This is a genomic window from Shigella sp. SIG6 (assembly GCF_053555815.1).
In genome coordinates this window covers 1-3,794 of sequence record NZ_JBQZXC010000207.1, presented here as the reverse complement: position 1 = coordinate 3,794, position 3,794 = coordinate 1, and the positions used below count along the sequence as shown (strand labels likewise).

The 3,794-nt window shown below is 51.7% G+C and carries 1 protein-coding gene; it reads right to left on the bottom strand.

All coding sequences use genetic code 11. From position 1 onward, the window contains the following. Window positions 1-339: 339 nt before the first annotated feature. On the bottom strand, window positions 340-3,794 hold a 3,455-nt coding region (gene nifJ, locus ACUU1M_RS19270), incomplete at its 5' end, for a pyruvate:ferredoxin (flavodoxin) oxidoreductase (RefSeq protein ID WP_449144749.1).

The following is a 3,794-nucleotide window of genomic DNA, read 5'->3' as shown; positions in this document are numbered from 1 at the left end:
GCCTTTTATCCCCATTTCGGGGAGTGAAAACATCCTAAAGGAGAAGTTCAGTTAGCCGATAAATATCATTTGTTACGCCTTAAGTAAAACCTTAATCAAATAATTCCTCTGAAATGATAATAAGTCTGGTGAATGTATCGAAGATAATACATACAAAATAAAAATTATACTTTTAATTTTCTATACGTTATTCTGCGCGGGTTATATGCCTTTATTATCACAGATTTTATTTTCTGTTGGGCCATTGCATTGCCACTGATTTTCCAACATATAAAAAGACAAGCCCGAACAGTCGTCCGGGCTTTTTTTTTAGAATTGGATAATCCTTATCCAGAGCATTTAATCGGTGTTGCTTTTTTCCGCTTTTCCGGCCATTTGTGCTAGGAAGTCATAGCGTTTTTGCAAATCAGCTGCAGCATCTTTCCATAACTGTTCTGCCACTTCTGGCTGCTGCGAATTCAGACGACGGAAACGCTGCTCGTGAAGTAACGTTTCTTCCAGTGCTTCTGACGGCGGGCGTGAATCCAGCGCCAGCGGCAGTTTGCCTTCATCGGCACGACGCGGATCAAAGCGATATAGCGGCCAGAAGCCGGTAGCAGTGAGTTGGCGCATCTGGTCGTGGCTGAGAGCCAGATCGTAACCATGCTCTTCACACGGGCTATAAGCAATGATCAGCGATGGTCCCGGATACGCTTCCGCTTCCTGAATCGCTTTCACCGTCTGGTTCAGCTGCGCGCCGAGAGAAATCTGCGCCACATAAACATGACCGTACATCATCATACTGACGCCAAGATCTTTACGCGCTTTACGTTTGCCGTGCTCGCCGAACTTAGTTACTGCACCCAGCGGTGTCGCTTTCGACGCCTGACCACCGGTGTTGGAATAGCATTGCGTATCCAGCACCAGAATGTTGACGTTTTCCGTCAAACTCAATACATGATCCAGACCGCCAAAGCCGATATCGTAAGCCCAGCCGTCGCCACCAATCAGCCAGATTGATTTTTCCACCAGTGCATCTGCGTCACGCAGCAGTTCATGTGCTTCGGCAACATCGTTGAGTTGCTGGCGTAAAGCTGCGACCTGTTCTCGACGAACCTCTGGCGTAGCGTCTGATTTCAACGCCGTCAGTAATTCCGCCGGGATTTTATCGGCAAATTGATCCAGCAGACGCAGCACGCGGACACGGTGTTGATCGACCGTCAGGCGGAAACCAAGGCCAAATTCGGCATTATCTTCAAATAGAGAGTTCGCCCATGCCGGCCCACGACCGTTGGCATCGGTGGTATACGGTGTAGAGGGCAGGTTACCGCCATAAATTGAAGAACAGCCGGTGGCGTTAGCGATCAACATCCGGTCACCATAGAGCTGAGTCAGCAATTTAATATACGGCGTCTCGCCACAACCGGGGCAAGCACCTGAATATTCAAACAGCGGTGTAATCAGCTGCGATGTACGAATATCAATACGTTCCAGTTTGCTACGGTCGATTTCTGGCAGGTTGAGGAAGAAATCGTAATTGATTTTCTCTTCTTCGACATGTTCCTGGCGAGACATCATATTGATGGCTTTAATCTCTGGATTCTGACGGTCTTTCGCCGGGCAAACTTCGACGCATAGGTTACAACCGGTGCAATCTTCCGGTGCCATCTGCAAGACATATTTCTGCCCGCGCATATCACGCGATTTCACATCTAGCGAATGCAGGCTGGCAGGGGCGTTTTCCATCGCTTCAGGCGGTACCACTTTTGCGCGAATAGCTGAGTGTGGGCAAGCGGCGACGCAGTGGTTACATTGGGTACAGAGTTCCTCTTTCCAGATGGGGATCTCTTCGGCGATATTGCGTTTTTCCCAGCGAGTGGTGCCCATCGGCCAGGTGCCGTCTGGCGGCAGCGCCGAAACGGGGAGGGCATCACCAAGCCCGGCGAGCATCGCCGCGGTTACGGTTTTCACGAAATCAGGGGCGGCATCGGAAACCTCTGGCGGTCGATTGGCGCTGTGCGGATTTACCGGTTGCAACGGAACTTCTTCTACGGATTCACGCGCCAGCGCCAGAGCCTGCCAGTTGCGCTCCACCAGATCCTGACCTTTGCTACTGTAACTTTTGGCAATCGCACCCTGCAATTCTGCGAGGGCGCTATCGCCAGGCAGAATTTGCGTCAGATGGAAAAAAACCATCTGCATGACGGTATTAATACGGGCCGCCAGGCCACATTCGCGGGCGATTTTCGCCGCGTTAATCACATAGAAGCGCGCTTTTTTCTGGTTTAACACGGCCTGAACTTCCTGCGGCAAGCGCGACCACACTTCATCTGCGCTGTACGGCGTATTAAGCAGGAAAATGCCGCTAGGTTTTAAACGCTCAGCCATCTGATATTTATCGATAAACTGCAACTGGTGGCAGCCAACAAAATCAGCCTGGGAAATGAGATAAGCGGAACGAATCGGCTGTTCGCTCACGCGAAGGTGAGAAACCGTCAGGCCGCCCGCTTTTTTGGAGTCGTAAACAAAATAGCCCTGTGCGTACCACGGCGTGGAATTACCGATAATCTTGATATTGTTTTTGGTTGCGGAAACGCTGCCATCACTACCAAGGCCATAAAACAAGGCTTCAAGTTTCGCCGAGTTTGGCAGAGTGTTTTCCGGCAACGGCAGTGACAGATTGGTCACATCATCGTAAATACCAACCGTAAAGCGTGCTTTAGGTTTAGCCGCGTTGAGCTCGGCAAATACCGCCAGTACACAGTCCGGGCCAAATTCTTTGGATGAAAGACCATAGCGCCCACCAATGACACGGGGCAGGGTTTCGCGCTCACCATTATTAAAGGCTTCTGCCAGTGCGGTCATCACATCCAGATAGAGCGGTTCTGCCTGGGCACCGGGTTCTTTGGTTCTGTCCAGTACCGCCACGCTGCGTACGGATCCCGGCAGAGCTTGCAGCAAGTGTTTGGCGGAGAAGGGACGGTACAGACGAACTTTCAGCACGCCAACTTTTTCGCCACGGGTTAGCAATTCATCAACCACTTCTTCACAGGTGCCAATGGCAGAGCCCATCAGGATAATCACCCGTTCCGCTTGCGGATGCCCGTAATACTCAAACGGCTGATACTGACGACCTGTCGCGGCAGCGAAATCATTCATCGCCTGTTCAACATGGTCATAGACCGCGTTGTACCAGGGGTTGGTGGCTTCGCGAGACTGGAAATAAGTGTCAGGATTGGCGGACGTACCGCGGATCACCGGATGTTCCGGGTTGAGCGCCCGGGCGCGATGAGCATCAATTTCGGCCTGCGGCATGAGATCAAGAATAGTGTCATCGGCCAGCGGGACAATTTTATTGATTTCGTGGGACGTGCGGAAACCATCAAAGAAATGAATAAATGGCACGCGGCTCTTCAGCGTTGCGATGTGCGAAATGAGAGCAAAGTCTTGCGCTTCCTGGACGTTAGCCGCACACAACATCGCGCAACCCGTCTGGCGCACCGCCATAACGTCGGAATGATCGCCAAAAATAGAAAGTGCATGTGTGGCAACGGTACGTGCCGCTACATGCAGGACAAATGGCGTCAGTTCGCCTGCCAGTTTGTACAGCGTCGGGATCATCAGCAGCAAACCCTGCGATGACGTAAACGATGTTGAAAGGGCACCCGTCTGCAAAGCGCCATGCACGGTAGCGATAGCACCCGCTTCCGACTGCATTTCAACCACGCGTGGTGTGTCTCCCCAAACGTTCTTCAAGCCGTTTCCGGCCCAGGCATCAGCCTGTTCTGCCATCGTGGAACTGGGGGTAATAGGGT